Below are 25,396 nucleotides of genomic sequence, written 5' to 3' on the forward strand. Positions count from 1 at the left end.
AGGAGACACCGCACCATGAGCGAGACAACCGCGACGCTGCCGGTCGTCGTCGAGAGCGACGGCCGGGCGCTGACCGACCTGATCGCGGCCCGGCGCGCCGAGCTGCGGGACACCCTCGTCGCCAACGGCGGGCTGCTGTTCCGCGGCTTCGACGTGGGCGGCGTGGACGGCTTCGACCAGGCCGTCCGCGCGCTGGCCGGCGAGCCCCTGACCTACACCGAGCGCTCCTCGCCCCGGCACTCCATCAAGGGCCGGGTCTACACCTCGACCGACTACCCGCCGGACGAGGAGATCTTCCTGCACAACGAGAACTCGTACCAGGCGCGTTGGCCGCTGACGCTGTTCTTCTACTGCGTCACGCCGCCGGACACCCAGGGCGCCACGCCGCTGGCCGACGTGCGCCGGGTGTACGAGCTGATCGACCCGGCGGTGCGTGAGGAGTTCATCCGCCGTCGGTGGATGCTGGTGCGCAACTTCCACGGCGACTTCGGCACCCGCTGGCAGGAGGTGTTCAACACCGAGAGCCGCGCCGAGGTCGAGGCGTACGCGGCGGACAACGGGATCACGGTGGAGTGGGTCGGCAAGGAAGGCCTGCGTACCCGCGCGGTCCGCGACGTGGTGCACCACCGGCCCGGGTCGGACGTCCCGCGCTGGTTCAACCACGCCACCTTCTTCCACCTGAGCACCCTGCCGGCCGACTACCAGGAGGGCCTGCTGGCCATGTTCGGCGCCGACGGGCTGCCGTCGAACACCTACTACGGCGACGGCGGCGAGATCCCCGGCGACGTCATGGACCACCTGCGCGCCGCCTACCGGGCCGCCACCGTCCGCTTCGACTACCAGCGCGACGACGTGCTGGTGGTGGACAACATGACCGCCGCGCACGGCCGGGAACCGTTCACCGGTCCCCGCAAGATCGCCGTGGCGATGGCCGAGCCGCACACCCCCGAGAACGCAGGAGCGAACTGACATGGCCGAACCCCGATTCCTGGTCGTCCGCAACGACGAGGAGCAGTACTCGATCTGGTCGGCCGACCGGGACCTGCCCGCCGGCTGGCACGACACCGCCTTCGCCGGCAGCCGCGAGGAGTGCCTGGCCCACGTGGACGAGGTCTGGACCGACATGCGTCCCCGCTCGGTGCGCGAGGGAATCTCATGACGCAGGAGTGGACCTTCCCGGCCTCCTACGCCCAGGAGCGGGTGTGGATGGCCAACCAGCTCGACGTCGGCTCGCCGGTGTTCAACGTGTCCTTCCCGTGGATGTTCCCGGCCGGCGTGGACGCCGGCACGGCGAGTGACGTGGTCAACCGGGTCATCGCCCGGCACGAGGCGCTGCGTACCCACCTGCGGACCGACGACGGCGCGCTGGTGCAGGTCGTGCGCGCCCACGAGCCGGCGCCGCTGCCCACCACCGACCTCACCCACCTGCCCGCCGACCAGCAGTGGGCCGGGTTCGGGCGGATCCGCGGCGAGATGGCCCGCACGCCGATCCCGCTGGACGCCGCGCCGCTGTGGCGGGCCCGGCTGATCCGCATGGAGGAAGGACTGGCGCTGGCGTTCGTGGTGCACCACGCCGTCTTCGACAGCCACTCCGCGGTGCTGTTCCACGCCGAGCTGGTCGCGTTCTGCGAGGCCGCGCGCACCGGCGCCGAGCCCGCCGTGCCCGAGCTGCCCATCCAGTACGCCGACTTCGCGGTCTGGCAGCGCCAGCAGCTCACCGGCGAGGAACTGGACCGGCAGCTCGCCTTCTGGACCGGTCACCTGGCCGGTGCGCCGCCGGTCACCGGCCTGCCGCTGGACCGGCCCCGCCCGGCCCAGCTCGGGTTCGCCGGTGACGAGGTGCGCTTCACGCTGCCCGACGGGCTGCTGGACCGCGTCGGCGCGCTGGCCACCGGCGCGCAGGCCACCCCGTACATGGTGCTGCTGGCGGGTTTCGCGGCGCTGCTGTCGCGGATCTCCGGCGACGCCGACGTGGTGGTCGGCGTCTCCACCGCGGGCCGGGACAACCCGGAGCTGACGCCGCTGATCGGCATGTTCGTCAACCCGGTGGCGCTGCGCTGCGACGTCTCCGGCGACCCGACGTTCGCGGCGCTGCTCGGCCGCGTCCGCAACGGCCTGATCGACGCCATGGAGCACGGGCAGACGCCGTTCCAGAAGATCGTCGAGGCGGTCGACCCGCAGCGGGACCCGTCGGTGCAGCCGATCTTCCAGACCGCGCTGAACTGGATCCCGGACTCCGGCCTCGACCCGGTGGAGCTGGGCACCACGAAGGACGACCTGGCCTTCGACATCACCACCGGCGACTGCCGCCTGGTCTACCGCACCGAGCTGTTCGACCGGGAGACCGCCGAGACGGTGGCCAGCCGCTACGTGCGGCTGCTCGCCGCCGCCGTGGCCGAGCCGGATCGTACGGTCGGTGCGCTGCCGCTGCTCACCGACACCGAGCGGGACCGGGTGCTCGAAGCCTGGAACGACACGGCCCACGACGTGCCGGTTACCACAGTTGTCGACGAGGTGCAGCGGCGGGCCGCAGACACCCCGGACGCGGCGGCGCTGGTGTGCGACGGGACGACGCTCGGCTACGGCGAGCTGAACACCGCCGCGAACCGGCTGGCCCGGCTGCTGGTGGCGCGCGGCGCCGGCCCGGAGACCCGGGTCGCGCTGGCGCTGCCCCGCTCCTGCGAGCTGGTGGTGGCGATGCTCGCGGTGCTCAAGGCCGGCGCCGCGTACGTGCCGGTGGACACCGCGTACCCGGCCGGCCGGATCGCGTACCTGCTGGACGACGCCGCGCCGGCGCTTGTGGTGGCCGACCCGGACACCGCCGCCCTGGTGCCCGGCGACGCGCTGGTGCTCGACGGGGAGATCGGCTCCGACCAGCCCGGCCACGACCTCACCGACGCCGACCGGGTCGCGCCGTTGCGCCCGGAGCACCCGGCGTACGTGCTCTACACCTCCGGCTCCACCGGCCGCCCCAAGGGCGTGGTGGTCGAGCACCGGGCGGTGACCGCGTACCTGGCCTGGGCCCGCGCCACCTACCCGGGGCTGGCCGGGGTGGCGCTGCTGCACTCGCCCGTGTCGTTCGACCTCACCGTCACCGGCCTGCTCGGCACGCTCACCGCCGGCGGAACGGTACGGCTGGCCGCGATCGACGAGCCCGCGGCCCGCGCCGGTGGCCGGCCGGCCTTCCTCAAGGTCACGCCGAGCCACCTGCCGCTGCTCGACGCCGAGCTGTCGCCGACGGCCGACCTGGTGATCGGCGGCGAGGCGCTGACCGGGGAGCAGCTCGCCGCCTGGCGGGCCGCCCACCCCGAGGTGGCGGTGATCAACGAGTACGGTCCGACCGAGGCCACTGTCGGCTGCGTCGCGGCCCGGATCGCCCCCGGTGAGCCGGTCCCGGCCGGTCCGGTGCCGATCGGCACGCCCACCTGGAACACCCGGGCGCTGCTGCTCGACGGCGCGCTGCGGCCGGTGCCCCCGGGCGTGGTGGGGGAGCTGTACGTCACCGGCGCCCAGCTCGCCCGCGGCTACCACGACCGGCCCGGCCTGACCGCCGAGCGGTTCCTGCCCTGCCCGTACGGCCCGCCCGGCGCCCGGATGTACGCCACCGGCGACCTGGCCCGCTGGCGTGCCGACGGCACGCTGGACTACCTGGGCCGCCGCGACGACCAGGTCAAGGTGCGCGGCATGCGGATCGAGCTGGGCGAGGTCGAGGCCGCGCTGCTGGCCCACCCGGATGTGCGCGCCGCCGCCGCGGCGGTTCGCACCGACGGCGGCGAGCCCATGCTCGTCGGCTACCTGGTGGGCCCGGCCCACGAGGACTCGGTCCGCGCCGAACTGGCCCGTGAGCTGCCCGCGCACCTGGTGCCGGCCGCCCTGGTCCGGCTGGACGCGCTGCCGCTGACCCCGAACGGCAAGCTGGACCGCGCCGCGCTGCCCGCCCCGGCGGTGGCCGAACCGGCCCAGGACAGCTTCGTCGCGCCCCGCAGCGAGGCCGAGGCCATGGTCGCCGAGGTGTACGCCGACATCCTCCAGGTGGAGAAGGTCGGCGCCCTGGACGACTTCTTCGCCCTCGGCGGCAACTCGCTGCGCGGCATGCGGGCGATGGCCCGGATCCGCGCCGAGGTGGACGTCGACCTGCCCATGCGGGCGCTGTTCAGCAGCCCCGTGGTGGCGGACCTGGCCGCCCAGATCGAGGCGCGGATCGCCGCCGAACTCGACGGGCTCTCCGACACCGAGGTCGCCGCGCTGCTCGCGGCGGAAGAGGGAACCAACTGATGACCGACCTGAAGGATCCGGCCCGCGAGGCGGCCCGGCAGGCGCTGATCGCCCGACGGCTACGCGCCCGCCAGACCGCCCCCACGGCCCGGATCACCCCCCGCCCGTCCGGCGCCGAGGTGCCGCTGTCCTACGCCCAGGAGCGGGTCTGGTTCATGGACCAGCTCGCCCCGGGCGAGGCGGCGTACCACATCGCGGTGCCCCTGCGGGTACGCGGACCGCTCGACGTGGACGCGCTGCGCGCCGCGCTGACCGGGCTCGCCGAGCGGCACGAGTCGCAGCGCACCCGCTTCCCGGCCGACGCCGACGGCCGTCCCACAGTGGTCGTCGCCGACACGGCGGACGTGCCGCTGACAGTGGTGGACGCGCCCGACGAGGCGGCCGCGCAGGCGCTCGTCGACGCGGCGGCGGCCGAGCCGTTCGACCTGGCCGACGGGCCGCTGCTGCGCGCGCTGCTGATCCGGCTCGCCGCCGACGACCACGTGCTGTTCCTCGCCCAGCACCACATCGTCGGCGACGGCTGGTCGGTGGACGTGCTGCTGCGCGACCTGATCACGCTCTACCGGGGCGGGGAACTGCCCGCCCTGCCGATCCAGTACGGCGACTTCGCCGTCTGGGAGGCGCAGGAGCTGGACGGCCCGCAGGCGCGCGTGCACGTCGACTACTGGAAGCAGCGGCTGGCCGGCATCACGCCGCTGGAACTGCCGCTGGACCGGCCCCGCCCGGCCACCCAGACCTACCGTGGCGACTTCGTCGAGTTCCAGCTCGACCCGGCCGCCACCGAGGCGCTCAACGCGCTCACCCGCGACAGCGGTGGCACGCTGTTCATGACGCTGCTCGCCGCGTACCAGGTGCTGCTGGCCCGGCACGCCGGTCAGGACGACTTCGCGATCGGCGCGTCGGTGGCCGGCCGGTCCGCGCCGGAGCTGGAGAACATCGTCGGCATGTTCATCAACATGCTGCCGCTGCGTGCCGACCTGGCCGGTGACCCGACGTTCGCCGAGCTGCTGGAGCGCACCCGCCGTACGGTGCTCGACGGGTTCGAGCACGCCGAGGTGCCGTTCGCCAAGGTGGTCCACGAGCTGGGTCTGCCACGCGACGTCAGCCGCTCCCCGGTGTTCCAGACGATGTTCGTGCTGCAGAACTACGAGATGGGCCGCTTCCGCGGCGTGTCCCGCACCGACGAGGTCACGTTCTCCTGGACCCCGATGGAGTTGCAGGCCACCCGGTTCGACTTCGAGCTGCACGCGGTGGAGACCGTCGACGGGCTCTGGGGCAAGCTGGTCTTCAACACCGACCTGTTCGACCGCGCGACCGTGGAGCGGATGGCGCAGCGGTGGACCGCCCTGCTGGACGCGGTGGTCGCCGCGCCCGACACCCCGGTGTCCCGGCTGCCGCTGCTGTCCGCCGCCGAGCGGGAACTGCTGGCCGCCTGGAACGACACCACAGCCGACTTCCCGCGCGTCGAGACGCTGCACGGCCCGATCGAGGAGCGCGCCGCGGCGACACCGGACGCGGTAGCGGTCACCATCGACGGGCACAGCCGCACGTACGCCGAGCTGAACGCGCAGGCCAACCGCGTCGCGCACCGGCTGCGCGCGGCGGGCGTCGGCCCGGAGACCCTGGTCGGGGTCTGCGCGGAACGCTCCGTGGAACTGGTCGCCGGCCTGCTCGGCGTGCTCAAGGCCGGCGGCGCGTACCTGCCGCTGGACCCGGAGTACCCGGCGGACCGGCTCGCGTTCATGGTCGGCGACGCGGACGCGCCGGTGGTGCTGGTCCAGTCGCACCTGCGCGACGTGCTGCCGGACACCGGCGCCACAGTGCTCGAACTCGACGACGCCACGGTCTGGACCGGCCAGCCCGACACCGACCCGGCCCCGGCCGCCGGCCCGGAGCACCTGGCGTACGTCATCTACACCTCCGGGTCCACCGGCCGCCCGAAGGGCGTGCCGAACACACACCGGGGGATCGTCAACCGGCTCGACTGGATGCAGAAGACGTACCGCCTCGGCGCCGACGACTCCGTGCTCCAGAAGACGCCGGCCAGCTTCGACGTGTCGGTGTGGGAGTTCTTCTGGCCGCTGCGCACCGGCGCCTGCCTGGTGCTGGCCAAGCCCGGCGGCCACAAGGACGCCGGCTACCTGCGCGACCTGCTGGTGTCCGAGCGGATCACCACCGCACACTTCGTACCGTCGATGCTCACCGTCTTCCTCGCCGAGGACGGCGTGGAGGCGGCCACCGCGCTGCGCCGGGTGATCTGCTCCGGCGAGGAGCTGCCGCTCGCGTCGGCGGCCGACTTCACCGCCCGGCTGCCCTGGTGCGGCCTGCACAACCTGTACGGCCCGACCGAGGCGGCCATCGACGTGACCGCCTGGGCGTGCGAGCCGGAGCGGCTGGCAGAGGTGACCAGCGTGCCGATCGGCGCGCCGATCGCCAACCTGCGGCTGCACGTGCTCGACCCGTCCGGCGCGCAGTGCCCGGTCGGGGTGGCCGGTGAGCTGCACATCGGCGGCGTCGGACTGGCCCGCGGCTACCACCGCAGGCCCGCGCTCACCGCGGAGAAGTTCGTCCCCGACCCGTTCTCCGGCGAGCCGGGCGCCCGCCTCTACCGCACCGGCGACCTGGCCCGCTGGGTCGGCGGCCCGGACGGCACCGGGGTGATCGAGTTCCTGGGCCGCATCGACCACCAGGTCAAACTGCGCGGCCTGCGCATCGAGCTGGGCGAGATCGAGAGCGCGCTACGCGAGCAGCCCGGCGTCACCGAGGCCACGGTGATCGTCCGCGAGGACAGCCCGGGTGACAAGCGGCTCACCGCGTACCTGGTGGGGGCGGCCGAGCACGCCGCGCTGAAGTCGGCGCTGAAGGACACGCTGCCCGAGTACATGGTGCCGGCCGCGTTCGTCACGCTCGACGCGCTGCCGCTGACTCCCAACGGGAAGCTGGACCGCAAGGCGCTGCCCGCGCCGGTGGTCACCCGCGAGGCGTCGGTGGCGCTGGTCGAGCCGCGCGACGACACCGAGCGGGCGCTCGCAGCGATCTGGTCCGAGGTGCTGGGCGTGGACACGCTCGGCATCGACGACGACTTCTTCGACCTGGGCGGGCACTCGATGCTCGCGACCCAGGTCGTCGCGAAGATCCGCAAGGCGGAGCTGGGCGGCCGGGCGGTCGGCGTGATGGACCTGTTCCAGCAGCGCACCATCCGCGACCTCGCCGCGTTCGTCTCCGGCGACGCCGCCCAGGAGGGGCCGCGCCGGCTGCTCTACGAGCTGACCAAGCCGATCCCGGCGGGCAAGCGGGTGCTGACGTACGTCTGCGTTCCGTACGGCGGCGGCAGCGCCATCGTCTACCAGCCGATGGCCGACGCGTTGCCGGCCGGCTACGGGCTGTGGTCGCTGGCGATCCCCGGCCACGACGTGGGCCTGAGCGAGGACGCGCTTCCGTTCGACGAGCTGACCAGCCGCGTCGCCGACGAGATCCTGGAGCGGGTCGAGGGGCCGATCGCGCTGTACGGCCACTGCGGCGTGGGTAGCGCCATCCTCGCCGACGTGGCCCGCAAGGTCGAGGCGGCCGGCCGGGACCTGGAGGCCGTCTACATCGGCGCGATGTTCCCGTTCGCCCGCCCGAAGGGCGTGATCGCGGCGCTCCGCGACCGCCTGGAGCGGCTCAGCAGCAACCGGCACTCGGCGAGCTGGCTCAAGTCGATGGGTGTGGACACCGACGAGCTGGAGCCGGAGCAGGCCGACCGGATCATCAGCAACATGCGGGCCGACTCCCGTGCCTCCGAGGAGTACTTCACCCGGCTGCTGGACCAGCAGGCGACGAAGCTGCGTACGCCGATCATCTCGGTGGTCGGCTCCGAGGACCCGGTGACCGACTACTACCGCGAGCGGTACGCCGAGTGGCAGTTCCTCAGCGACACGCTCGGCCTCGTCGTGCTCGACCAGGCCGGGCACTTCTTCCTCAAGTACCGGGCACAGGAGCTGGCCGAGATCGTCACGCAGGTGCACCCGGCGGTGGTCGCCGGCGACGTCGGCGCGCTGACGGCGGAGGGACGCGGTGAGGACGCCGGCTGGGTGGTGGCCGACACACTGCGGGTGGGGGAGAACCGCAAGCCCACCAGTACGGTCAAGCCGAGCATGGGCCGGTTCATGGCCATCACGACCGGCCAGCTCATCTCCAGCACCGGTTCCGCGCTGACCGCGTTCGCGCTGCCGATCTGGCTGTTCAACCGCACCGGCTCGGTGGCGAACCTCGGCATGCTCTGGGCGCTCGCGCTGATCTGCGGCGTGCTCATGCTGCCGGTGGCCGGCGCGCTGGTCGACCGGGTCAGCCGGCGCCGGATCATGATGATGGCGAGCTGCTTCGCCGGTTCCGTCCAGTTGGTGCTGGCCACCCTGTTGTGGACCGACAACCTGGTGCTCTGGCACATCTACGTGCTGGTGGCGCTGAGTTCGGTGGCCGGTTCGTTCCAGCGGATCGCGTTCCAGTCGGCGGTGCCGCAGTTGGTGCCCAAGCGCTACCTCGGGCACGCCATGGGCATCACCCAGCTCTCCACCGGTGTGGCCACGCTGCTCATGCCGGCGTTCGCGGCCGGCCTGCTCGCCACCATCGACCTCAAGGGCATCCTGCTCGTCGACGTGGCCAGCTACGTGTTCGCGGTGCTCACCCTCGCCGTGGTCCGCTTCCCGGACGCGCTGGGCTGGCGGCCCCGGGAACGGCTGCTGGTGGCCATCGCCAACGGCATGCGCTACTCCTGGCGGCACCGTGGGTTCCGGCTGATGCTCGGCTACTTCGCGCTGGGCAACATCTTCCTCGCCCCGGCGCTGGTGCTCATCACGCCGCTGGTGCTGTCGTTCGGCAGCCCGACCCAGGTGGCGCAGGTGGCGCTGGCCGAGGCGGTCGGCGCGGTGCTCGGCGGCGTGCTGATGTCGCTGTGGGGCGGTCCGCGCAAGCGGCGGATGATCGGCGTGCTGATCGGCAACCTGGGCACCGCGATCGGCTGTGTGCTGATCGGCCTCGACGCGTCGGTGGCGATGATCTGCGTCGGCTTCTGCTGGCTGGCCATGTCGATGACCACCGCGCAGTCGATCTACGCGACGATCGTCCAGGTGAAGGTGCCGCAGCGCTTCCACGGCCGGGTGTTCAGCCTCAACCAGACCATCTCCTGGTCGACGCTGCCGATCGGGTTCGCGCTGCTCGCGCCGGGTGCCACCGCGCTGTTCGAGCCGATGCTGGCTCCCGGCGGGGCGCTGGCCGGCTCGGTGGGCGCGGTGATCGGCACCGGACCGGGCCGGGGCATCGGGTTCGCGTACATCTGCTTCGGGGCGGCGCTGATCCTGATCACGCTCGGCGGTTTGTCGATCCGGCTGTTGCGCCGCTTCGACCTGGAGGTGGAGGACTCCCTGCCGGACGACCTGATCGGTGCCCAGGAGCGCGAGAAGCGCCTGGCCGCCAAGGCCGAGAAGAAGGAACTCGTCTCCGTCTGACCGTGTCGATCAAGGAGTTCGCGTCGGTTCCGGGCACCCGGGCCGCCGCGAACTCCTTGGTCGGGCGGAGGCCGGGTGCCACGCCGGAGGGGACCGGTGGCGCTACCGGCGGTGGTCCTCCGGGGCCGGAGCCCGGTCCGCCAACCTGTCCGAGAGCCGGGGCTGCACGATGAGCAGCGCCACCAGCAGATGGGGGACGGCCACCGGCACCGCCTCCTCCGCACCGGCCAGGCTGAACACGAACAGCGGGATCGGCACGACGAAGAGCAGGACCGCGGCCAGCCTGAACCAGTACCACCGGGCGCCGGACAGCAGGCGCAGCAGTCCCAGGCAGCCGACGGCCAGGGCGCTCACCATCACCCCACCCGGGCTGAAGAGCACTGACGGCACCTCGGTGAGGGCTCGGCCGGAAGCCTCGACGAGCCCGCCGGCGGGGGCCGGCTCCCACAGCACGGGGACCGCGATGGCGATGCCGAGGTAGAGCAGCAGGTGGATGCTCAACCAGGGAAGAGCGGGCAGTGCCGCGAGAGCCCGGATCGGTCCCCGTCGAGGGGCATCGACGTTCATGGCGGGAGCGTATCGGGAGCCCGCCAGCGTGCGGCTACCCTCGATCCCATGATCGACGACCTCACCGAAGGCCTGCTGCGGGACGTGGCTCGCCTCGATCCGTGTGCGGCGGTGGTCGAGGCCGGTGAGCAGGACGTCGACGGTCTCACCGACTACAGCCCGGACGGTCACCAGGCCCGCGCCGATCTCGCCACCCGCGCCCTGCGCCGGATCGGGACGCCGCCGCCGACGAGCCCGCTGCGCGAACACCTCGCCGAACGGCTGCGCACCCGGATCGCCTTCCACGACGCCGGGGAGGATCTGCGGGAACTGCACGTCGCGGCCACCGGCCCGCTCCAGCTCATCCGCCAGTGCGTCGAGTCCGCCGTGCCGGGCCGCGACGCCGAGGGCGCGGCGTCCGAGGACGGCTGGGCCCGCGTCGGCGCGCGGCAGGCCGCGATCCCGGCGGCACTGGACGGGTACGCCCATAGCCTCCTGCTCGCCGCCGGGCGCGGTCACCTGCCGGCCCGCCGCCAGGTGGAGCTGGTGACGCAGCGGTGTCGCAACTGGATGGACGACGACACGGCGCTCGTCGAGCGTTACGGCGAGGGCCCGCAGCGCGGCTCGTTGCGGGCAGCGGCGCGGGACGCGCGGGAGGCGTACCGGAGATTCGCCGAGACGCTCACCGCGGACCTCGCGCCGCGGGCGCACGACGACGAGGCGTTCGGCCCACGGCGGTACGCCCTCTGGGTGCGGATGTTCCTCGGTGCGGAACCGGACCTGCGCGAGCTGTACGAGTGGGGCTGGAACGAGTTCACCGCGATCGAGGCGGACCTGGTCGCGGAGGCGAGAGCCCTGGGCGGAACCGTGCCCGAGGTGCGGGAACGGCTCGACCGCCCCGACGCGCCAGGTGTGCTGCGCAGCCGTGACGAGTTCGCCGCCTGGCTCCAGGACCTGCTGGAGGCCACCACCGAGCGGCTGCACGGCGTCCATTTCGACATCCCCGCGCCGCTGCGGCGCGTCGAGTCACGGGTCACCGCGTCCGGCGGCACCGCGTACACCGCGCCGTCGCGGGACCTGACCCGGCCGGGCCGGGTCTCGTGGCTGCTGCCCGAGGGGCAGGAGCGCTTCCCGACCTGGTGGGCGTACAGCACCGCGTACCACGAGGGCGTTCCCGGCCACCACCTGCAGCTCGGCTCCGAGGCGTGCCGGGGCGGTCCCGGGCGGCGGCTGAACCTGCTCGGCGGGCTCTCCGGCGCCCAGGAGGGCTGGGCCCTGTACGCCGAGCGGTTCATGGACGAGCTCGGGCTCTACGAGCAGCCGGGCGCCCGGCTGGGGCACCTGTTCATGCAACTGCTGCGGGCGGCGCGGGTGGTGCTCGACATCGGCCTGCACCTGCGGCTGCCGATGCCGTCGGACCCCGGCACGACGTGGACGCCGCAGGCCGCGCTGGACCTGTTGCGTGACCGCTGCCACCAGGGCCCGTACGCGCCACTGGAGCTGGCCCGGTACCTGGGCCGTCCCGGGCAGGCGCTCACCTACAAGGTGGGGGAGCGGGTGTGGCGGGAGGGCCGGGAGGCCTTCCCCGGCGACCGGCGGGCGTTCCACAACCGGGCCCTGGAGCTCGGCTCGCTGGGGCTGGGCCGGCTCACGAGCGCGCTCGCCGCCTATCCGGCCTCGTCGGCGGGCAACTCCTCCGGGTCGGCCACCCACGCGGAGTAGACCGGCAGGGCGTGCCACGGGCCGCCGGCCGGGTCGGTGGTCACCGCCACCACCGCGTACGGGTGCCCGAAGCGCAGCTCCGCGACGCGGGCGATCCCCTCCGGCGGCAGGCCGGCCACCATGCCGAACGCGGTCACCGCGGCGGCCTCGAAGCCGTAGCGGCCGAACCGGGCGACAGCGGACTGCGCGGCGTCGAACCCCGGCCCGGCCAGCCCCATCAGCCCGCCGAGGGCCCGCGCCGCCGCGTCGAAGCCGAACCCCGGTGCGGCCAGGTCGTGCCGGCTCCGCGCCGACCAGCAGGGCAGCACCGCGTTGGCGCGTTCCTCCCGGCCGTCGGCGGCGAACGTGTTCACCGGCTTCTCCCGCACCGTCCACAGCGGTGTCTCGCCCAGCGGCAGGTCGAACAGCGATCGGCGGGCCGGCAGGGAGTCCGGAACGAGCGCGGCGGCGCTCGCCAGCTCGTGCGCGACGGCCAGCACGTCGGCCGCGGGCACCTCGGGCGCGGCGGCCACCGACACCACGAGCAGCCCGGCACCGTCGTCGCCGGTGCGGGCCGGGACCGCGTGTACCGCCACGTCGCCGGCCCGGTCGGTGGCCGCGACCCAGCAGCGGTGCCCGATCGGCGGCGTGCGCAGCACCCGGCTCAGCCGGCCGGACCAGGCGCTGCCCGTACCCAGCTCGGTGCCCGCGGCCGTCTCGAACGGGTCGGCCCACGACACGCGGGTGGCCAGCGCGTTCGCCAGGACCAGCAGCGTGTCCGGGTTGACGTCGACCGGGAAGCGATCGATCAGCCCGCCGGTACGCTCCCGGGCCCAGGCGTCGAGCGCGGCCTGGTCGGGCAGCGCACCGCGCTCGGTGGCCTCCGGCAGGGCGCCCCGCCAGGCGGCCAGCTCCGGTGCCGGCGTGCGTTCCCACAGCGCGGTGGCCGCGGCGACCATCGGGTGCGGCGCGGCGAGCAGCGCCCGGGCCTCGGCGGCGGCGTCGTCCGGGTCGAGGCCGAGCGCTTCGGCCAGCGCCGCGCGGTCCGCCCCGGTGGCGGCCGGGCCGGTCAGCGCCAGCAGGAGCCAGGCGCCCAGCGGCGAGGCGACGTGGTGGGTGTCACCGGCGGCGCGGTGCAGCCGTTCGGCGTAACTTGCCAGGGGTGCGCGCAGAGAAGTCACGGCTCCACTCTGCCCGCCGGCGTGCCCGCCGGCACCCCCTGTCAGGACCACAGCTCGAACGGCTCGTCGATCTCCTCGTCGGCCAGGAACGCCGGCAGCAGCTCCGGCAGCCGGCCCGGGTAGCAGCGCGGTCGCTCGGCGAGCACCTCGGCCAGCGGCCACCAGCGGAACCCGAAGTAGTCCTCCATCTCGTAGTCCAGCCGGGACGCCTCGTCCACGTCCGGCCCGGGGCCGGACAGCCGTACCGCCACGATCACCTCGTCCTGGAGGTGGCGGTGCTGCCGGTGCCGGAAGCTGGCCCGCCGCCGCCACGTGGGTGCGCCGACCTCGTCCGGGCCGATGGCGATGCCGGTCTCCTCGCGCAGCTCGCGTACGGCCGCCTCCCGGTACGTCTCGCCGGGGTCCAGCCCGCCGCCGGGTAGCTCCCACCACACGCCGAGGTCCGGGTGGTCCGGGTCGCGGGTGTGGAACAGCAGCAGTCGGTCGGCGGCGTCGAGCACCACCAGCCGGACGGCGCTGCGTTCGATCAGCGGCAGATCACGGGGTGGCTCCACGCTCCGAGAGTAAGGAAGGCCCGCGCTCGACGCACCGGGTGCCCGGCCCGGCGACCCGATTCCGGGGCCGGGGTGCCCGGACCGATAGGCTGCCCGCCGTGGCAGGTCTGTTGAGGAACGTGGCGTCGAAGCTCGGCCGGATCACCGGGGGCGTGCCCGCCCCCGCCCCCACCCGCGCCGGGGGGCCGATCCCGGCGCAGGTCGCGCGCCGCCGCCAGGTCAGCGCGTTGCAGCGCCGCGAGCTGTCGTACGCCCCGGAGCCGGACGGGCAGGCCGACCCGGGCGAGATCGTCTGGACGTGGGTGCCGTACGAGGACGACCCGCGCCAGGGCAAGGACCGCCCGGTGCTGGTGGTGGGCCGGCACAGCCGCACGCTGTTCGGGCTGATGCTGTCCAGCCAGAGCGACCGGGACGGCCAGCGGCACTGGCTGGCGCTCGGCCCGGGGGAGTGGGACCGGGACAAGCGGCCGAGCTGGGTACGGCTGGACCGGGTGCTCACCATGCGCGAGGACAGCATCCGCCGCGAGGGCGCGGTGCTGGACCGGCCCCGGTTCGACCGGATCGGCGAGGCGTTGCGCGCCGGCTACGGCTGGCGCTGACCCGCCGGGCGGAGTCCGGCCGGCGCCGCGACGAGCCGGCGGACCGGGCTCAGCGCCCCGCGACGAGCCGGGCGGAGTGCGGTCAGCAGTCGGCGGCCGACGAGGGACGCCGCGAACAGAGCCTGCTCAACGCTCGGCGACGAGCTGCCGGGTGGGGCGGGCGGTGTCGAGCGTCTTCGCCTCGTACATGGCCGCGTCGGCGCGGCAGAGCGCGTCGGCGAGCTGCGTCGGGCAGTGCACGGGCGCGAGCCCGACCGAGGCGGTGACCTGGATGCTGCGTGTCCCCAGCGGGATCGGCGCGGCGAGCGCCTCGCAGAGCCGCCGGGTGGCGTGCTCGATCCACCTGCGATCCGCCGTCGGGCTGGCCAGCAGGCCGGCGAACTCGTCGCCGCCGAGGCGGGCGACCAGGTTGTTGCCGGCGAACGCGGCCAGCCGTTGCGCCACGCTGACCAGCACCTGGTCTCCGGCGGCGTGCCCGTAGCGGTCGTTCACCTGCTTGAAGTTGTCCAGGTCGAGCACCACCGCGACGAGCGGCTGACCGGCCGGGTCGGTGAGCAGGGCGGCGGCCAGGCGGAAGAACGCGCGGCGGTTGGGCAGCCCGGTGAGCGGGTCGTGGCTGGCGGCGTGCCGCTCGGCGGCCAGTTCGGCCTGGAGGAGCTCGATCTCGGCTTCGGCGCGCAGCGCGCGGCGGCGTAACTGCCAGGCGGAGACGAGCGCGCCCGCCGCGGAGATGCCGGAGGCGATGGTCATCGGATCCGCCAACGCGTCCTCCTCGCCGCAGTCCCGTAGCCGCGCGATGCGGCGTCTCCGGAGCCGGGTTCGGGTCACTGTACGTGAGCGAACCGGCACACCGTATTTCGGTTATCATGCTCTCTGTCCATTGCAGATGCAATAGCAGATGCACGTGCATCTGCCTCCTCAGTCGACAGACGTCGCCACCCACCGCCCCTCCCCGCGGCCTCGGCTGGCTCATTCCCGAAGGACGCCCATGCAGCAACCTCCGAACGGCGTGCCCGTGACCGAGTTGCCACCGATGCGCTGGCTGAAGAGCCGTCGTAGCAACCCCAGCGGCAACTGCGTCGAACTGGCCGAGCTGCCTGGTGGTGGCGGCATCGCGGTCCGCAACTCCCGGCACCCCGAGGGCCCGGCGCTCATCTACACGGTGGACGAGATCGCCGCGTTCGTGCTCGGCGCCCGCGACGGCGACTTCGACCACCTCATCCCGCCGTCCCGTACACGGGACTGACTCCGTCCCTCCGGAGGAGTTCACCTCACTGTCGGTTCATGGCATGCTTACTCGTCGGCCGGGAGGGTGCCCGGCCGACGTGGTCGGGATGCGAGGGCGGTCAGGTGGCGACGGTGCCTGTCGAGGGTGGTCCGACAAGCGGTCCGACAGTGCTGCGCATGCTGCTCGGCGGCCAGTTGCGCCGGCTGCGTGAGAGCGCCGGGGTCAGCCGGGAGGTGGCCGGCTACGAGATCCGCTCGTCCGAGTCGAAGATCAGCCGGATGGAGCTGGGCCGGGTCGGCTTCAAGGAGCGCGACGTGGCCGATCTGCTCACGCTCTACGGCGTCACCGCTCCGGAGGACCGCGCCGCGCTGCTCAAGCTGGCCCAGGACGCGAACAACCCGGGCTGGTGGCACCGCTACGGCGACGTGCTCCCCGCCTGGTTCCAGTCGTACCTGGGCCTGGAGGCGGCCGCCGCGCTGATCCGCACCTACGAGGTGCAGTTCGTGCCCGGCCTGTTGCAGACCGCCGCGTACGCCCGGGAGGTCATCCTGCTCGGCCACCGCAGTGCGTCGGCGGCGGAGCTGGACCGGCGGGTGGAGCTGCGGATGCAGCGCAAGGAACTGCTGCGGCGGGCCGACCCGCCGCAGTTGTGGGCGGTGCTCGACGAGGCGGTGCTGCGCCGCCCGATCGGCGGCGCGGCGGTGATGCGGGAGCAGATGGACGCGCTGATCGAGGCGACCTCCGGGCCGCACGTGCGGTTGCAGATCGTCCCCTTCGCCGCCGGCGGGCACGCGGCGGCCAGCGGCGCGTTCAGCATCCTGCGCTTCGGTGACGCCGATCTGCCCGACATCGTCTACATCGAGCAGCTCACCAGCGCGATCTACCTGGACAAGCGCGACGACCTCGACTTCTACGCCGAGGCGATGGAACGGTTGTGCGTGGAGGCCGTGCCGCCGGAGCGGACCCCGGAGCTGCTGGCCCGCCTGCGCGACGAGCTCTACCCGGCCTGACCGGCGCGTCGGCGGGCAGTAGCATGTCCGTCGACAGTGGATAGCGGAACGCGAGTCGTGGAGGCGGCCTTGACCAGCGACGCACCAGGTACGCCACCCGACTCCGGGCCGCTCGCCGCCCGGATCGACACCACTGTGGCGCACCCCGCCCGCCGGTACAACTACTGGCTCGGCGGCAAGGACAACTTCCAGGCCGACCGCGAGTCCGGCGACGCCATGGCCGAGCGGTTCCCGACCATCCGGATCAGCGCGCTGGAGAACCGGCGGTTCCTGCGCCGCGCGGTGCGCCATCTGGCCGGCGAGGCGGGCATCCGGCAGTTCCTGGACATCGGCACCGGCATCCCCACCGCCGACAACACGCACGAGGTGGCGCAGTCGATCGACCCGCGCGCCCGTGTGGTCTACGTGGACAACGACCCGATCGTGCTGGCCCACGCCCGTGCGCTGCTCACCAGCTCCACCGAGGGCGCCACCGCCTACCTGGACGCGGACCTGGTCGACCCCGAGCGCATCCTCGCCCACCCCGATCTGCGCCGCACGCTCGACCTGTCCCAGCCGGTGGCGTTGATGCTGCTGGCGGTGCTGCACTTCGTGCCGGACGGCGAGGACCCGTACGCGATCGTCGGCCGCCTGCTGGACGCGTTGCCCGCCGGCAGCTACCTGGCCGCCTCGCACGCCACCCACGACCACCTGCCGGCCGAGGTGGCAGCCGAGGCGAAGGCGGCAGCCCGTGGCGGCGGCCCGCACGGTGTGATCAACCTGCGCAGCCGGGAAGAGTTCGTGCGCTTCTTCGACGGGCTGGAACCGGTCGATCCGGGCGTCTGCTCGGTCGCCGAGTGGCGTGCCGACGGCGAGCCCGAGCCGCGCCCGTCGGTGATCGACGTCAGCATGTACGGCGGGGTCGCCCGCAAACCCTGACCGGGGGCCGCGCGCCGGGCGGTTGACGGGCCGGAGGGCCGGACGGGCAGACTGGAGGCATCATGTCGCCGTTCACGCCCGCCCTGCGCCTGCACGACCGATACGTCCTGCGCGAACGCATCGGCCTCGGCGGGATGTCCGAGGTGTGGCGGGCCGACGACGAGGTGCTGCACCGGCCCGTCGCGGTCAAGGCCCTCGCCGGGCAACTCGCCGCCGACCCGCAACTGCGGGCGGTGATCCAGCGCGAGGCCCGCGCGGCCGCGCGTCTCACCCACCCGCACGTGACCCAGGTGTACGACTACGGCGAGGCGACGCTGGACGGCGGCGTCGTGATCCCGTACCTGGTGATGGAGTTGGTGGAGGGGCAGACGCTCGCCGACCGGCTGGCCGGCGGTCCGCTGGCCTGGCCGGACGCGGTGCGAACGGCCAGGCAGGTGGCCGGGGCGCTGGCCGCGGCGCACCGGATCGGCGTGGTGCACCGCGACGTCAAGCCGGCGAACGTGATGCTCACCGAGACCGGCGCGAAGGTGCTCGACTTCGGCATCGCCGCGCCGGCCGGCCCGCACCCGGTCACCGGGCAGACCGGCGCGCTGCTGATGGGCACCCCCGCCTACTTCGCCCCGGAACGCCTCGACCCCGGCCCGGCGAACCCGGCCGGCGACGTGTACGCGCTCGGCGTACTGCTGTATCGCAGCCTCACCGGCCGGGCCCCGCTGCCGGTGCGCGGCTGGGACGACGTGCTGGACGTGCGGCGCAACCGGCCGGCGGTGCCGCCGCCGCGGGTGCCCGGGCTGCCGCCGGAGATCGCCGACCTGGCGCTCGCCTGCCTGGCGCCGGACCCGCGCCGTCGGCCCACCGCGGCCCGGCTCGCCGAGCGGCTCGGCGCGGGCCGTCCGGTGGATCCGCCGACGGCGATCCTGCCCACCGTGGGGCCGGTGGCGCACCCGCCCACGCTCGTCGAGCGTTCCCCGGGCGCCGCGCCCCGCCCGCCGGGGCGTCCCGTCCCGCCGCCGCCTCCGGCCGTCTCGTCGAACCGGCTGTTCGGGCTGCTGGTGGCCGGTGCGGTGGTGCTGCTTCTCGCGGTGGTCGGCTCGCTGGTATGGGGCGACGGCTCCGGCGCCCCGCCGGCCGCCGCGCCCACTGCCGGCCCGTCGACCGGCGCCGCCGAGCGGCCCGCATCCGAGCCCAGCAGCGCCGCGCCGCCGTCGACGACGCCCGAGCCGGTGACGTCGCGTCAGTTCGGCGACCGGTTCGGTGAGCTGCTCGACCGGGCCGAGTCGATCGGGCTGATCGACCGCAAGACCGCCGCCGACCTGCGCAAGAAGGCCGCCGAGCTGGACCGGGGCAAGCCGAGGGACCGGGGCAAGCGGGTCGAGGACCTGCGCGAGAAGATCGAGGACGCGGCCGAGGACGACAAGATCGATCCGGTCACCGCCGCCGCGTTGCGCAAGCTGCTCGACGGCTACGAGCGGCTGCGCGGCGCCGACGAGGGCTGAGGCACCCGGCGGTCTCCGGCCGTGACCGCCCGGATCGTCTCCGTCACCAGGGCGGCCGCCTCGGGCAGTCGCTCCGGATCGGGCGCGTGACCGGCGGCGCGGTGCCGCACCGCCTCCGCCAGCTGGTCGAGCGGCCCGGAGGCGGCGACGTACGCGGACAGCAACTCGCCTGCCGCCGCCGCCAGTGGGTGGCCCGGAGCGACGGCGACCTCCGCGAGAATCAACGCGGTCGTCGTCCGGTCCAGCGCCGGCGGCCCCTCGGCGCTGTCGGTCCAGTCGATGACCACCGGACCGGTGGCGGCCAGCAGCACGTTGCCCGGATGCAGGTCGAGGTGCAGGAGGCGTACCGCCGGGTCGGCCGAGCGGAGAGCCGGGAGCGCGTGCAGGCGGGCGTGCAGGTCGGCCAGCATGCGGGCGCCCGCCCGCGCGGTGACGGCGCCCGCGTGGAACGCCTCCACCAGGGTCGGGCCGGTGACCCGGTCGAGCACCAGGTCGGTGCCGTCGGCGTGATGCACCCGGGGCACGGGATAGCCGGCCCGGTGCAGGTGCCGCATCACCTCGGCCTCGGCCCGCACGTCGCCACCGTCGCGGTAGCGGCGCACCACCCGCCCGCCGGGCAGCGGCCACACGTCGGCGGTGCGGCCGGTGCCGAGCGGGGTCGCCGCCCGGAAGCTGTCCGGGGCCGGTTCCAGGCCGGCGCCCTCTGACGGTGCCATCCCGCCCCAGCGTAGGTGCTCCGTCCTCAGCGCAGGGTCCCGGTGACCACCTCGCCGACGTCCGGGCCGGCGCGGACCACCGGCTCGCCCGCCGGTGACCAGATCCCGGAGCCACCGGCGGCCCGCGCGTAGCCGCCGCCGGTCGAGCCGGCGAAGCTGGCCGTCACCACCCACACGCCGTGCGCGGCGGCGACCCGGCGGGCGCGCTCGTCCGGCACCGCCGCGTCGTCGGCCGACTCCAGCACCGCGGCCAGGTAGGCGTCCGCGCCGAGCGCCACGGTCGCCGCCGCGTGCTCCGGCGTCCCGGTGTCCTTGCACACGGCCAGGCCCAGCCGCCAGCCGTCCACATCGAGCACCGCCGGCTCCCGGCCCGGCCGCATGTGCCGCGGCTCCGCGCCACCCAGGCACATCTTCCGGTACGCCACCCGCACGCCCTCGGCGTCGACGGCGAGCACCCCGATGTGCGGGCCGGGCACCGGCGCCCCGGCCAGCGCCAGCGTCCCGGTCCCGGCGCAGGCCGTCCGCAGCGGCGCGAGCCGGGGATCGTCCGGATCCAGGGGTACGGCGGTCAGTTCGTACCCGGTCAGTGACATCTCCGGGAAGACCACCACGCGGGCCGCGGCGGCGCGCACCGCGTCGGCGTGCCGGGCGGCGTTGCCCTCGACGTCGTGGGAGAGGGTGAGCGGCTGGGCGACGGCGATCCGCAGCGGCGTACGCATGGCGTACACGATAATGGTTTCCATCACGCGTGGTCGTCCGCGGCTTCGCCCCGTAACGTTGGTCGGATGATCGGAAACGCACAGCTGCTCGCCGTCCCCCGGGCGAGCACCGCGCGGGCCGCGGAACCGGCCGGCGACGGAGTAGCCGGCTGGGTCACCGGCCTGATGGAACGGCTCGGTGGACCGGGCGCCGGCCTCGCGGTGGCCCTGGAGAACCTGTTCCCGCCCATCCCCAGCGAGGTGATCCTGCCGCTGGCCGGCTTCACCGCGAGCCAGGGCCGGATGAGCCTGGCCGGCGCCATCTTCTGGACCACGCTCGGGTCGATCGTGGGCGCGCTGGCGCTCTACTACATCGGCGCGGCCCTCGGGCGGGACCGGATGCGTGCCCTGGCCGCGCGGCTGCCGCTGATCAAGCTGGAGGACGTGGACCGCACCGAGGCGTGGTTCCTGCGCCACGGCGTCAAGGCGGTGTTCTTCGGCCGGATGATTCCGATCTTCCGAAGTCTCATCTCCATCCCGGCCGGTGTGGAACGGATGCCGATCCCGGTCTTCCTGCTCTACACCGCGCTGGGCAGTTTGATCTGGAACACCACCTTCGTGCTCGCCGGGTATTTCCTCGGCGAGCAGTGGCACGTGGTCGAGGCGTACGCGGGCACGTTCCAGAAGGTGGTCATCGTGGCCGTGGTGGCCGGGCTCTGCTGGTTCGTGGTCAGCCGGGTCCGCCGCTCCCGCCGGATCGCCGCCGCGCCGCCGGAGCCGGCCCCGCAGGGCACCGTCTACCGGGGCGGCTGGTACGGCCGCGAGGAGGACTGAGCGCCGGCCGGGCAGGCAGGGTAGAGCGGGCGGGTGCCGGCGCCGGCGGCCCGGGCGGCCTCGTCGCTGAACCGGCAGCCGAAGTCCGGCGCCGCCACCGCGCGCCGGTCGGTGACCGGGTCACCGGCCGGCCGCTTGCCGGCGCGTACCCAGCGGACCAGGTCGTCCCAGGCGGCGCCGGCCTCGGCCGGGCTGAACTCGCAGTGCTGCGCGGTGCGCACCGCCCGCTGCACCAGCAGCCGGGACCGGCCGTTCCGGGCGACGTCCCGGGCGTACGCCTGTTCCATGGACAACGGCACGAAGAGGTCGCCGAGGCCGTGCAGGCTCAGCACCGGCGCGGTGGGCCGCCCGGCGATCCGGGGCACCTCGGTCAGGCCGGGTGAGAGCCGCTGCCGCAGGTTCTCCGGCGCGACCCGCTGCACCGTGGCGTCGAGGTTCACCGGCTGGTTCGGCGCATACCTGGTGAACAGGTTCGTGGCGAGCTGGCCGGGACGCCGTGCGGGGGAGCCGTCCGTCTCGCTGACCGCGATGCCGAACAGGAAGTCCTTCCAGATCGCGAACGCGGCGTCGGCGCCCGGCCGCGGCCCGCCGGAGCGGTCCACGGTGACCGCGCGCAGCTGCTTGCCGAGCGCGTTCGTGGTGTCCGGGCCGCCCGGGGTCAGCCCGGCCAGGCCGAGCGTGACCTGGATCCGGGGCACCGCCGAGGCCAGGTAATCCGGCGGCGTCGGGTACGCGCGCACCCCGGCCAGCGCCTGCGCGGCCAGGTTGTAGTCCAGGAAGAAGTCGAACAGCTCCTGGTCGCCGAGCACCCCGCACATCGGCAGCGCCCCGGCGTAGAAGCCCGGGTACTGTTCCAGCGACCGGCCGATGACGTGGCCGCCCATCGACACCCCGGCGATGAGCACCCGGTGCGGGCGCCGGACGGTACGGGAGAACAGGTCGGCCAGGGCGCGGGTGCCGCGTACGCCGGAGCGCACGTCGTAGCCGTTGCGGTCGTACGACGACGACGCCCACGCGTACCCCTGGGCGACCAGGCGCTGCCGCAGGTCGAAGCCGGGCGCCTCCGGCGACAGCTCGGTGCCCTGCCCGCGGTAGCCGTGCGCCCACATCACCAGCTCGCCGTTCCAGCGCTTCGGGATCTCGATGATGTATCCGGCGTTCGCGTGCACGCCCTGCCGCACCGTGGTGGCGACGCCGTTCACGACCAGTGGCGGCAGCGGCGGGTTGACGATGGTGTAGCCGGGCAGCGGGCCGCCGCCGTCGTCGCGGCCCCCGGCGGCGGCGGGCGTCGCGCCGGTGAGGCCGAGCGCCAGCGCGAGGGTCGTGCCGACGGCGAGCAGCCGGCGGCGCAGAGGTGAGGGCTGCATCGCTGCTCCCCGGGGACGGGTGTCACCCCGGGACGGGGGCGACGACGCGGGACGGGTGCCTACCGGCCGGTAGCGCACTGAACCTAGGCCGGGGGTCGAGCACTGTCAATCGCTGACCGACCGCACGGTCAGCGTCCGTCCCACGGCCCGCTCAGATCAGCCCGTGCGCCAGCATCGCCTCGGCCACCCGCCGGAACCCCTGGATGTTCGCCCCGGCCACGTAGTCGCCGGGCAGGCCGAACTCCTCGGCCGTCGCCCAGCACCTGTCGTGCACGTCCCGCATGATCTCGCGCAGCCGCTGCTCGGACTCGCCGAACGTCCACGTGTCGCGGCTGGCGTTCTGCTGCATCTCCAGCCCGCTCACCGCCACCCCGCCGGCGTTGGCGGCCTTGCCCGGGGCGAACCGCACCCCGGCCCGGCCGAGGATCCGCACCGCCTCCGGGGTGGTGGGCATGTTCGCCCCCTCCACCACCGCGACGCAGCCGCCGGCCACCAGCGCGGCGGCCTCCGCGCCACCGATCTCGTTCTGCGTGGCGCAGGGCAGCGCCAGGTCGCAGGGCACCTCCCAGACGTTGCGCTCGGGGACCGCCACCGCGTTGCGGGCGTGCTCCGCGTACTCAGCCAGCCGCCCGCGCCGCTCCTCCTTGAGCTCGCGCAGCAACGCCAGGTCGATGCCCTTCTCGTCGACCACGTAGCCGCCGGAGTCCGAGCACGCCACGACCGTGCCGCCGAGCTGGTGCACCTTCTCGATCGCGTAGATGGCCACGTTGCCGGAGCCGGACACCACGACCCGCTTGCCCTCCAGGCTGTCCCCGGCCTGACGCAGCATCTCGTCGGCGAAGAACACCGCCCCGTACCCGGTCGCCTCCCGGCGCACCTGCGCGCCCCCGTACGCCAGGCCCTTGCCGGTGAGCACGCCCGCGTCGTACCGGTTGGTGATCCGCTTGTACTGCCCGAACAGGTAGCCGATCTCCCGGCCGCCCACCCCGATGTCACCGGCGGGCACGTCGGTCTGCGGGCCGATGTGCCGGTACAGCTCGGTCATGAAGCTCTGACAGAACCGCATCACCTCGCGGTCGGAGCGGCCCTTCGGGTCGAAGTCCGCACCGCCCTTGCCGCCGCCGATGGCAAGCCCGGTCAGCGCGTTCTTGAAGATCTGCTCGAAGCCGAGGAACTTCACGATGCCCAGGTAGACCGACGGGTGGAAGCGCAGGCCGCCCTTGAACGGGCCGAGCGCGCTGTTGAACTCCACGCGGAAGCCCCGGTTGACCCGTACCCGGCCCCGGTCGTCCTCCCACGGCACGCGGAAGATGACCTGCCGCTCCGGCTCGCAGACCCGCTCGACCACCTCGGCGTACTCCGGATGCCGGGCCAGGGCCGGACCGATGCTCTCCAGCACCTCGCGGACCGCCTGGTGGAACTCCGGCTCTCCCGGGTTCCGGGCGACCACGCCGGCGAACACCGACTCGACGGTCTCCGACATCACGGGCACGTCCTCTCACCTCGGACACAGGCCCCCTGGCCTGCGTCGCCCCAGAATACGAACGGTCTGCGGGGTGGGGTTCACTGGTCCGCGTGGACGCCACCATCTGGACGACGGCGCGGGACGCGCGCGCCTGGCTCGACGCCGCGAACGGCCGCGGCGACACCGAGCTGACCTGTCGCATCCTCAAGATCGGCGAGGAGGCCGGTGAGGTCGCCGCGGCCTGGATCGGCCTGCTCGGGCAGAACCCGCGCAAGGGGGTGACGCACACCCGCGAGGACGTCGCCGCCGAGCTGGCCGACGTGGCGTTCACCGCGCTCGTCGCGATCGAGAGCCTCGGCCTGGACGCGCGGGCGGTGCTTGCCGCGTGCGCCGGCAAGGTGCGGGAACGTACCGGAGTGGGAATGAACCGGGACGCCGACGCAGACGTATGACCCGGTGGGGACCGGCGAGAGGGGACGAGCATGACCGCATCCGAGGACGACCCCGACCTGGCCCGGCCCCGCTGGTCCGGCGTCGCCCGGCTGCTGGCTGCCGCCGCCGTGCTGGTGGTGGTGCTCGGCGCGGTGGCGGTCGCGGTGACGCTGTCCAACCCGGCGCGCCTCGGCGTGGTCTTCTCCGGCGGCGAGCCGCCGTCCCCCCTTCCCGGGCGCGGCGGATCCGGCGGGGCGGGCGCCGCCGAGGTGGCCGGCGCCGAGACCCTCGCCGCGGCGCGTGGTGGCCGGCAACTCGCCCAGTTCGAGCTGGTGGACGGGCTGACCCGGTTCACGCTGCGCGCCGCCGACCTCGGCGACGACCTGTACCGGATCGGCGCGCCGGACGGTTCGGGCGTGACGCCGCGCCCGCAACTGGCCGGCGACCGGGTCCGGCTGCGGATCGAGGAGAACGGCCGCCCCGGCCCGGCCGCGGTCGAGGTGGTGCTCAACTCCCGGGTCACCTGGCGGCTGCGGCTGATCGGGGGCGTCAGCGAGCAGCGGCTCGACCTGGGCGAGGCCCGGCTCGCCGGAGTCGACCTGGTCGGCGGCGCCTCGCGTACCCGGCTGCTGCTGCCGCGGCTCGACGGCTCGCTCACCGTCCGGATGACCGGCGGGGCCAGCGAACTCACGGTGACGGTGCCCGGCGGGCGGCCGGCCCGGGTGCGGGTGGCCTCCGGCGCCGGCTCCCTGACCCTGTACGACGAGCGCCGAGGCGGAATCGCCGCCGGGGACCTGATCAGCTCGCCGGGCTGGGACCGGGCCACCGACCGGCTCTACCTCGACCTGGTGGGCGGCGTGAACGCGGTGAGCGTCACCGCGGACTGAGCG

Annotated in this window: 21 protein-coding genes; 13 read left to right on the forward strand and 8 right to left on the reverse strand. The window is 74.1% G+C overall.

What is annotated here, in order from left to right:
- Positions 1–15 precede the first annotated feature (15 nt).
- Genes ACFYON_RS22520 through ACFYON_RS22535 form a run of 4 tightly spaced genes read left to right on the forward strand, consistent with a single transcriptional unit; the run spans position 16 to position 9,761 of the window.
- Positions 16–969: a TauD/TfdA family dioxygenase gene (locus ACFYON_RS22520; RefSeq protein ID WP_354873605.1), complete on the forward strand. Its 954-nt coding sequence runs from the start codon at positions 16–18 to the stop codon at positions 967–969.
- A 1-nt stretch (position 970) separates the two neighbouring features.
- The gene (locus ACFYON_RS22525; RefSeq protein ID WP_354873603.1) at positions 971–1,159 is read left to right on the forward strand and encodes an MbtH family NRPS accessory protein; all 189 of its coding nucleotides are present in this window, start codon (positions 971–973) and stop codon (positions 1,157–1,159) included.
- On the forward strand, positions 1,156–4,275 hold the full coding sequence (locus ACFYON_RS22530) for an amino acid adenylation domain-containing protein (RefSeq protein WP_355015126.1): 3,120 nt from the start codon (positions 1,156–1,158) through the stop codon (positions 4,273–4,275). Before ACFYON_RS22525 ends, ACFYON_RS22530 begins: the two co-directional genes overlap by 4 nt.
- Positions 4,275–9,761 (forward strand): amino acid adenylation domain-containing protein, encoded by a 5,487-nt coding sequence (locus ACFYON_RS22535; protein ID WP_387189201.1) that lies wholly within the window; start codon positions 4,275–4,277, stop codon positions 9,759–9,761. Before ACFYON_RS22530 ends, ACFYON_RS22535 begins: the two co-directional genes overlap by 1 nt.
- Positions 9,762–9,863: 102 nt before the next feature.
- Here the strand turns inward: ACFYON_RS22535 and ACFYON_RS22540 are convergent, their stop codons facing one another.
- On the reverse strand, positions 9,864–10,328 hold the full coding sequence (locus ACFYON_RS22540; protein ID WP_357710448.1) for a hypothetical protein: 465 nt from the start codon (positions 10,326–10,328) through the stop codon (positions 9,864–9,866).
- A gap of 48 nt (positions 10,329–10,376) precedes the next feature.
- On the opposite strand from ACFYON_RS22540, the gene ACFYON_RS22545 reads away from it, so the two are divergent.
- A complete protein-coding gene (locus tag ACFYON_RS22545) occupies positions 10,377–12,029 on the forward strand; it encodes a DUF885 domain-containing protein (RefSeq protein WP_387189202.1) in 1,653 nt (550 codons plus the stop codon).
- Here ACFYON_RS22545 and ACFYON_RS22550 read toward each other — a convergent pair.
- Both ACFYON_RS22550 and ACFYON_RS22555 read right to left on the reverse strand, forming a co-directional pair.
- Positions 11,975–13,189: a hypothetical protein gene (locus ACFYON_RS22550; protein ID WP_387189203.1), complete on the reverse strand. Its 1,215-nt coding sequence runs from the start codon at positions 13,187–13,189 to the stop codon at positions 11,975–11,977. The two genes, ACFYON_RS22545 and ACFYON_RS22550, sit on opposite strands and share 55 nt — an antisense overlap.
- A gap of 41 nt (positions 13,190–13,230) precedes the next feature.
- Positions 13,231–13,743, reverse strand: coding sequence for an NUDIX domain-containing protein (locus ACFYON_RS22555; protein ID WP_355097396.1), 513 nt, complete (start codon positions 13,741–13,743; stop codon positions 13,231–13,233).
- 98 nt (positions 13,744–13,841) lie between these two features.
- Between ACFYON_RS22555 and ACFYON_RS22560 the strand changes: the two genes are divergently transcribed.
- Positions 13,842–14,342, forward strand: coding sequence for a type II toxin-antitoxin system PemK/MazF family toxin (locus tag ACFYON_RS22560; RefSeq protein ID WP_354873590.1), 501 nt, complete (start codon positions 13,842–13,844; stop codon positions 14,340–14,342).
- A 126-nt stretch (positions 14,343–14,468) separates the two neighbouring features.
- Here the strand turns inward: ACFYON_RS22560 and ACFYON_RS22565 are convergent, their stop codons facing one another.
- The gene (locus ACFYON_RS22565; RefSeq protein WP_354873588.1) at positions 14,469–15,104 is read right to left on the reverse strand and encodes a GGDEF domain-containing protein; all 636 of its coding nucleotides are present in this window, start codon (positions 15,102–15,104) and stop codon (positions 14,469–14,471) included.
- Between the two features lie 226 nt (positions 15,105–15,330).
- On the opposite strand from ACFYON_RS22565, the gene ACFYON_RS22570 reads away from it, so the two are divergent.
- From ACFYON_RS22570 to ACFYON_RS22585, 4 genes are all read left to right on the forward strand, one after another.
- Positions 15,331–15,588, forward strand: coding sequence for a DUF397 domain-containing protein (locus tag ACFYON_RS22570; protein WP_013285958.1), 258 nt, complete (start codon positions 15,331–15,333; stop codon positions 15,586–15,588).
- A 104-nt stretch (positions 15,589–15,692) separates the two neighbouring features.
- The gene (locus ACFYON_RS22575) at positions 15,693–16,580 is read left to right on the forward strand and encodes a helix-turn-helix transcriptional regulator (RefSeq protein ID WP_354873585.1); all 888 of its coding nucleotides are present in this window, start codon (positions 15,693–15,695) and stop codon (positions 16,578–16,580) included.
- 69 nt (positions 16,581–16,649) lie between these two features.
- Positions 16,650–17,498, forward strand: coding sequence for an SAM-dependent methyltransferase (locus ACFYON_RS22580; protein WP_354873583.1), 849 nt, complete (start codon positions 16,650–16,652; stop codon positions 17,496–17,498).
- Between the two features lie 62 nt (positions 17,499–17,560).
- Positions 17,561–18,994 (forward strand): serine/threonine-protein kinase, encoded by a 1,434-nt coding sequence (locus tag ACFYON_RS22585; RefSeq protein ID WP_354873581.1) that lies wholly within the window; start codon positions 17,561–17,563, stop codon positions 18,992–18,994.
- Here ACFYON_RS22585 and ACFYON_RS22590 read toward each other — a convergent pair.
- The gene (locus tag ACFYON_RS22590) at positions 18,961–19,710 is read right to left on the reverse strand and encodes a phosphotransferase (protein ID WP_354873580.1); all 750 of its coding nucleotides are present in this window, start codon (positions 19,708–19,710) and stop codon (positions 18,961–18,963) included. The two genes, ACFYON_RS22585 and ACFYON_RS22590, sit on opposite strands and share 34 nt — an antisense overlap.
- A gap of 26 nt (positions 19,711–19,736) precedes the next feature.
- Positions 19,737–20,429 (reverse strand): carbon-nitrogen hydrolase family protein, encoded by a 693-nt coding sequence (locus tag ACFYON_RS22595; RefSeq protein ID WP_354873578.1) that lies wholly within the window; start codon positions 20,427–20,429, stop codon positions 19,737–19,739.
- 66 nt (positions 20,430–20,495) lie between these two features.
- Here ACFYON_RS22595 and ACFYON_RS22600 point away from each other — a divergent pair, with 66 nt between their 5' ends.
- Positions 20,496–21,242 carry a DedA family protein gene (locus tag ACFYON_RS22600; protein WP_354873576.1) on the forward strand — a complete coding sequence of 249 codons (747 nt, stop codon included), beginning with the start codon at positions 20,496–20,498 and terminating at the stop codon, positions 21,240–21,242.
- Here ACFYON_RS22600 and ACFYON_RS22605 read toward each other — a convergent pair.
- Together ACFYON_RS22605 and gdhA are read right to left on the reverse strand one after the other, a co-directional pair.
- A complete protein-coding gene (locus ACFYON_RS22605) occupies positions 21,206–22,609 on the reverse strand; it encodes an alpha/beta hydrolase family protein (RefSeq protein ID WP_387189204.1) in 1,404 nt (467 codons plus the stop codon). The two genes, ACFYON_RS22600 and ACFYON_RS22605, sit on opposite strands and share 37 nt — an antisense overlap.
- Positions 22,610–22,760: 151 nt before the next feature.
- Positions 22,761–24,092, reverse strand: a complete 1,332-nt coding sequence (gene gdhA / locus ACFYON_RS22610) for an NADP-specific glutamate dehydrogenase (RefSeq protein WP_354873774.1) — start codon at positions 24,090–24,092, stop codon at positions 22,761–22,763.
- 92 nt (positions 24,093–24,184) lie between these two features.
- Between gdhA and ACFYON_RS22615 the strand changes: the two genes are divergently transcribed.
- Positions 24,185–24,526, forward strand: a complete 342-nt coding sequence (locus ACFYON_RS22615) for a MazG-like family protein (RefSeq protein WP_354873572.1) — start codon at positions 24,185–24,187, stop codon at positions 24,524–24,526.
- Positions 24,527–24,556: 30 nt separating this feature from the next.
- Positions 24,557–25,393 carry a hypothetical protein gene (locus ACFYON_RS22620; RefSeq protein ID WP_357710416.1) on the forward strand — a complete coding sequence of 279 codons (837 nt, stop codon included), beginning with the start codon at positions 24,557–24,559 and terminating at the stop codon, positions 25,391–25,393.
- Positions 25,394–25,396: the final 3 nt, after the last annotated feature.

The sequence above is a fragment of the Micromonospora sp. NPDC005686 genome (assembly GCF_042871665.1).
In the GTDB taxonomy this organism is placed as follows: domain Bacteria; phylum Actinomycetota; class Actinomycetes; order Mycobacteriales; family Micromonosporaceae; genus Micromonospora.